Genomic DNA, 6000 nt, shown 5'->3' on the forward strand with positions numbered 1-6000 from the left:
GATCGAGCCAGCCGGCTCAGGTCCCGAGAGAAGCGACAGCACCTCAGTCGCACCTTGAGAACTGCAGAGCAAGCACGAGCATCTAAATCTTCACGCGGAATCCGCCATGCGAGGACCTCTTCGGGGGTCCACGGGGGCGGAGCCCCCGTGTGAAACTTTAATTTTGTTCTTTCCAAGCTACTAAGAGCCAACGGTGGATGCCTTGGCGCCAAGAACCGATGAAGGACGTGAGTGACTGCGAAAAGCTGCGGGGAGCCGTCTACTAGGCCTCGATCCGCAGATGTCCGAATGGGGAAACCCGGCACTCGTCATGGAGTGTCACCCCGGCCTGAACACATAGGGTCGGAGGAGGGAACCAGGGGAATTGAAACATCTCAGTACCCTGAGGAAAGGAAAGCAACCGCGATTCCGTGAGTAGCGGCGAGCGAAAGCGGATCAGACTAAACCTCTACAGTGCCAAGCCTGGTGGCGTTGCTGTAGGGGTGTTGTGGGACCACAGAGACACCGCACCAGAGGTGTCACAGAGTTACCAAATTGCCGTGTAGGAGAACGGATCAGGAAAGTCCGGCCAGAGTGGGTAACAGCCCCGTATCCGAAACATGAGCAGTCTCTGCTGTGTGCTCCCAAGTAACGCCGGGACCGTGAAAACTGGCGTGAATCTGCGGGGACCACCCCGTAAGTCTAAATATTCCTTGGCGACCGATAGTGAACCAGTACCGTGAGGGAAAGGTGAAAAGTACCCCGGGAGGGGAGTGAAATAGTACCTGAAACCGTTGGTTTACAAACAGTCAGAGTGTCGTCCCTTCGGGGGCCACGATGGCGTGCCTTTTGAAGAATGAGCCTGCGAGTTACGGTATGTGGCAAGGTTAACCCGGAGTGGGGTAGCCGAAGCGAAAGCGAGTCTGAACAGGGCGTAGAGTCGCATGCTGTAGACCCGAAGCCAAGTGATCTATCCATGGCCAGGTTGAAGCGGAGGTAAGACTCCGTGGAGGACCGAACCCACGTCAGTTGAAAATGGCGGGGATGAGCTGTGGATAGGGGTGAAAGGCTAATCAAACTTGGCGATAGCTGGTTCTCCTCGAAATGCATCTAGGTGCAGCGTCATGTGTTCAGCATCGGAGGTAGAGCACTGGATGGGTACGGGGGCCTACAAGCTTACCAACCCCAGCCAAACTCCGAATGCCGATGCTCCAGAACATGGCAGTGAGACCACGGGGGATGAGCTTCGTTGGTCGAAAGGGAAACAGCCCAGATCATCAGCTAAGGCCCCTAATTCAGGACTAAGTGGAAAACGATGTGGGATTGCATAGACAGCCAGGAGGTTGGCTTAGAAGCAGCCACCCTTGAAAGAGTGCGTAATAGCTCACTGGTCGAGTGATCCTGCGCGGACAATGTAACGGGGCTCAAGTCCTGAGCCGAAGCTATGGGCTTCCACTTTTGTGGGAGCGGTAGAGGAGCGTCGAATGTGCTGCGAAGCTTCGGTGTGAACCGGTGTGGAGCGCATTCGAGTGAGAATGCAGGCATGAGTAGCGAGAGAGGGGTGAGAAACCCCTCCGCCGAAAGCCCAAGGGTTCCTGGGGAAGGCTAATCCCCCCAGGGTGAGTCGGGAGCTAAGACGAGGCCGAGAGGCGTAGCCGATGCACAACTGGTTGATATTCCAGTGACCACCGTGTCCGCGTCAAGCCCAAGAGTTGCAACGTGGGGGCTGTTACTTCGGTAACGATCTCACCGAGCGGCTGGAGGGTAGCTGACGGGGAACGCAGGAGGATAGGTGAACCGGGGCGATGGTAGTCCCCGGGTAAGCATGTAGGAGGGTCCCGATGAGAGTTGGGGCCGTAACTCTGAGATGTTATACCGAGTCGTTTCAGACGAAGTCATTGATTCCATGCTGCCAAGAAAAGCCCAGCAGCGAGTTGGCACGGTGCCCGTACCCCAAACCGACACAGGTGGGCGGGTAGAGAATACCAAGGCGATCGGGAGAACTATGGTTAAGGAACTCGGCAAATTACCTCCGTAACTTCGGAAGAAGGAGGACCCCTACTGGTGACGATCTTTACGGTCAGAGCTGGCGGGGGTGGCACAGACCAGGGGGTAGCGACTGTTTACCAAAAACACAGCAGCGTGCGAAGCCGCAAGGCGCTGTATACGCTGTGACGCCTGCCCAATGCTGGAAGGTTACGGGGAATGGTTAGCCGCAAGGCGAAGCTATGAACCTAAGCCCCAGTGAATGGCGGCGGTAACTATAACCGTCCTAAGGTAGCGAAATTCCTTGTCAGGTAAGTTCTGACCTGCACGAATGGCGTAACGACTTCCCCACTGTCTCAACCATAGACCCGGCGAAATTGAAGTACGAGTAAAGATGCTCGTTAGTTGCGGAAGGACGAAAAGACCCCGTGGACCTTTACTATAACTTGGTGTTGAGTTTTGACCTGCATTGTGTAGGATAGGTGGGAGACTTGGAAGCATTGGCGCCAGCCAGTGTGGAGTCATCGTTGAAATACCACCCTGTGTATGTTGGAACTCTAACCTCGGCCCGTTATCCGGGCCAGGAACAGCGCCAGGCGGGTAGTTTGACTGGGGCGGTCGCCTCCTAAAATGTAACGGAGGCGCCCAAAGGTTCCCTCAGGCTGGTTGGCAATCAGCCGTCGAGTGCAATGACACAAGGGAGCTTGACTGCGAGACCTACAAGTCAAGCAGGTGCGAAAGCAGGGCATAGTGACCCGGCCATTGCGTGTGGAAGCGTGGTAGCTCAACGGATAAAAGGTACCCCGGGGATAACAGGCTAATCTTCCCCAAGAGTCCATATCGACGGGAAGGTTTGGCACCTCGATGTCGGCTCATCGCATCCTGGGGCTGAAGCAGGTCCCAAGGGTTGGGCTGTTCGCCCATTAAAGCGGTACGCGAGCTGGGTTCAGAACGTCGTGAGACAGTTCGGTCTCTATCCTCCGCAACCGAAGGTATGTTGAAGAAGGCTGTCCCTAGTACGAGAGGACCGGGACGGACGTAGCTCTGGTGTGTCTGTTGTCCTGCCAAGGGCACGGCAGATTAGCCACCTACGGAAGGGATAACCGCTGAAAGCATCTAAGTGGGAAACCCGTTCTAAGATGAGCATACCCATGCGGTAACGCAGTAAGGCCCGTGACGAGACCATCACGTTGATAGGCCGGAGGTGTAATCACAGCAATGTGTTCAGCCGACCGGTACTAATCGGCCGAGGGCTTGGATTGAACGCTCGTGCTTGCTCTGGAGTCCTTGAGGTGCAGCGCGCCGGCAACGGCCGCCGCGCACCACATTGACAACTGATTTCGGTGGCCATAGCGACAGGGTCACACCCGTTCCCATCCCGAACACGGAAGTTAAGCCTGTCAGCGCCGATGGTACTTGGGGGTTGACCCCCTGGGAGAGTAGGACGCCGCCGGATTTCGCTCGATGAAGCGCCTCGGTCCGCCGAGGCGCTTCATCGCGTCCGGGCCCAGGATTGTGTGCGTCGTCCGGATTGTCGGGCCGCGCCGACCCGCTACAGTCAGCGGCCGTGGAATTGATTCTTGTCGGCGCGGCCGAGAGTGAGACTGCGGCGAAAGCACTCGATCGAGCGGGGCAGATCGCCGCCGCCCTCGGGGGCCGGCTGCTGGTGGTGACGGCATACGGCAGCGACGAGGTCGACGTGATCGGTGTCGGCTCCGACACCTTCGTGCTCAGCACGGCCGATCACGCCCAGGAGTTCGTCGCGCGGGAGGCGGCGCGCCTGTCGGCCGCCTACGGCATCGATGCCCAGGGTCTGGCGATCTCGGGCAAGCCGCACACGGTGCTCATCGACCAGGCCAAGGCGCACGGCGCGACGTTGATCGTCGTGGGCAACGTGCGCATGCAAGGTGTCGGACGGGTCCTCGGCAGCGTGGCCAACGACGTCACGCACCACGCGCCGTGCGACGTCTACGTCGTCAAGACGTCCTGAAAGGATCGATCAATGGCCGTACGGCAGATCGTCGTGTCTGATCTCTCTGGCGTCGAGCTCACCGACGAGGATCACACCCGGGTGGTGGTCGAGCATCCCGATGTGAGTGTGCCGCTCGAGCTCGACATCAGCCGCAGCGAGGCGCAGCTCCTGCAGGACTCGACGCTGCGTCTCGTGACGTTCTCGATCTTCGCTCCCAACGAGCCGCCGCGGCGGGCGGTGGTCGAGACACGCACGCTCGACAAGCTGTTCGCCGACGTCGACTTCGACCGCGTCCTCGAGGGGGCACGCAAGGCCGACCGTCCGGGGTCGTCCGGCGCCTCGCGTGCCAGCCGCGCCACGCCGTCACCGGTGGCGGGGGCGTCGGACGGGCGCGTCGACTACGGGTCACCGGAGCACGCCGGCATCTTGCACCGCGGTCGCGTGACCGAGCGCGAGGCGGCGTGGGTCCGCAGCAACCTGGAACAGGCGAACGCCAATCGTGAACGCGTCGGCCAGCCGCCCATCGACCCCGACGATCCCAAAGAGCAGCAGCGTTACGGCCTCTGATCGTCGCGGCGGCCGTCAGTGATTGCCGTCGTGGCGGTAGGTGATCGAGATCCGTGGACCCCGGCAGTGCCGGCTCTTCGGGACGGCGTGCTCCCAGTCGTGCTGGCACGCGCCGCCCATCACGAGCAGGTCGCCGGCGCCGAGCTCGAACGTGTGTGACCGTCCCCCGCCGCGTGGCCGGAGGCGGAACGGACGAGGCGTGCCCACGCTGACGATGGCGATGGTGGGGTTGGGGACCGGTGGTCCCCTCGTGTCGGCGTGCCACGCCACCGAATCGTCGCCGGTGCGATACCAGTTGAACCCGATCGAGCTGAACCACACCCCGTAACGACGATCGAGGGCGTGGCGGATGTCGTCGAGGACGGGGAGCGGGATCCCGCCGTGACGGGCGCTCCACCAGCTGCTGAGGCGCGGCTCGGGCAGCAGGCGGCCGTACATCGCGACCTCCCGCTGCCTCCAGTCGAGGCGATCGACCAGCTGGTCGAAGACCGTGTCGGCACCGTCGAGCCACCCGGGGGTGTGGTCGATCCACGTCGACCCGTCGAGGTCGTGGCGCGTCAGGCCGGCGAACTCCGTGTCGACGGCCGGTGGCGCGTCGCCGAACAGCGTTGGCTGTCGGTACACATGTTCGAGTATGGCTCGAACGCCGGCCGGAGACAACCGGTCCGGGCCAGGCGCTACTGCTCGAACGTGGCCGTGAGCCGGGCTCGGGCGATGCCCTGGGCGAAGAGGTTGAAGCCGAGATAGGCCGGCGACGCCTCCGGGGGGATGCCCAGCGACTCGACGCCGATGGCGTGGACGGCGACGATGTAGCGGTGCGGGCCGTGCCCCGGGGGCGGGCCCGCCCCGACGAAGCCGGGGAACCCGGCATCGTTGCGCAGTTGGACGGCCCCGGCCGGGAGCCCGGCACCGTCGGCGCTGCCGGCGTTGGCGGCCAGCTCGGTGACATCGGCAGGGATGTCGAAGAGCGACCAGTGCCAGAAGCCGCTGGCCGTGGGGGCGTCGGGGTCGAACACGGTGACGGCGAAGCTCTTCGTCTCGGCGGGGAAGCCGGACCAGCGGAGATGCGGTGAGCGGTCGGCCCCACCGGGAACGCCGAAGATGGCGCTGGCGTGGACGGCCGGGAGCGGAGCGCCGTCGACGAGGTCGTCGCTCTCCACGGTGAACGAGGGCAGGGCCGGCAGGAAGTCGTACGGGTCGGGAGGCGGCACGCGGTCACTCATGGCGCCGACAGTACTCAGGCCCGCTTGGCTGCGGCGCGCCGTAGCCTGGACGACTATGTCTGCACCGCGTCCTGCTCGTCCGTCGCGCGGGCGCGGCGGCCCGGCCCGTCCCGGTGGGCCGGCCCGCGGGGCTCGCGATGGTGGATCCGACCGACGCTCCGCGGGCGGTCACCCCGGCCGTGATGGCCGGCCAGGGCGTGACGGCCGCAGCGGCTCCGGCCGTGCCGGGCGATCGGGCCCCAGCCGTGACGGCCGGCCGGCGCGCGGCGGCCG

The 6000-nt window shown here is 62.8% G+C and carries 4 protein-coding genes and 2 rRNA genes; 4 read left to right on the forward strand and 2 right to left on the reverse strand.

Annotated elements, in window-relative coordinates; genetic code table 11:
• Positions 1-170: 170 nt before the first annotated feature.
• From DN771_RS24545 to DN771_RS24560, 4 genes are all read left to right on the forward strand, one after another.
• A 23S ribosomal RNA gene (locus tag DN771_RS24545) occupies positions 171-3227 on the forward strand.
• Between the two features lie 77 nt (positions 3228-3304).
• A 5S ribosomal RNA gene (gene rrf / locus DN771_RS24550) occupies positions 3305-3421 on the forward strand.
• A gap of 111 nt (positions 3422-3532) precedes the next feature.
• Positions 3533-3955: a universal stress protein gene (locus DN771_RS24555; RefSeq protein WP_117000208.1), complete on the forward strand. Its 423-nt coding sequence runs from the start codon at positions 3533-3535 to the stop codon at positions 3953-3955.
• 33 nt (positions 3956-3988) lie between these two features.
• Complete coding sequence (locus tag DN771_RS24560) at positions 3989-4504, forward strand: hypothetical protein (RefSeq protein WP_162942374.1); 516 nt, start codon at positions 3989-3991, stop codon at positions 4502-4504.
• A 15-nt stretch (positions 4505-4519) separates the two neighbouring features.
• Here DN771_RS24560 and DN771_RS24565 read toward each other — a convergent pair whose 3' ends face one another.
• Together DN771_RS24565 and DN771_RS24570 are read right to left on the reverse strand one after the other, a co-directional pair.
• A complete protein-coding gene (locus DN771_RS24565; protein WP_205528755.1) occupies positions 4520-5128 on the reverse strand; it encodes an alpha-ketoglutarate-dependent dioxygenase AlkB in 609 nt (202 codons plus the stop codon).
• A gap of 53 nt (positions 5129-5181) precedes the next feature.
• Positions 5182-5727, reverse strand: a complete 546-nt coding sequence (locus DN771_RS24570; RefSeq protein ID WP_117000210.1) for a YbhB/YbcL family Raf kinase inhibitor-like protein — start codon at positions 5725-5727, stop codon at positions 5182-5184.
• Positions 5728-6000 lie beyond the last annotated feature (273 nt).

The sequence above is a fragment of the Desertimonas flava genome (assembly GCF_003426815.1).
Classification (GTDB): Bacteria; Actinomycetota; Acidimicrobiia; order Acidimicrobiales; family Ilumatobacteraceae; genus Desertimonas; species Desertimonas flava.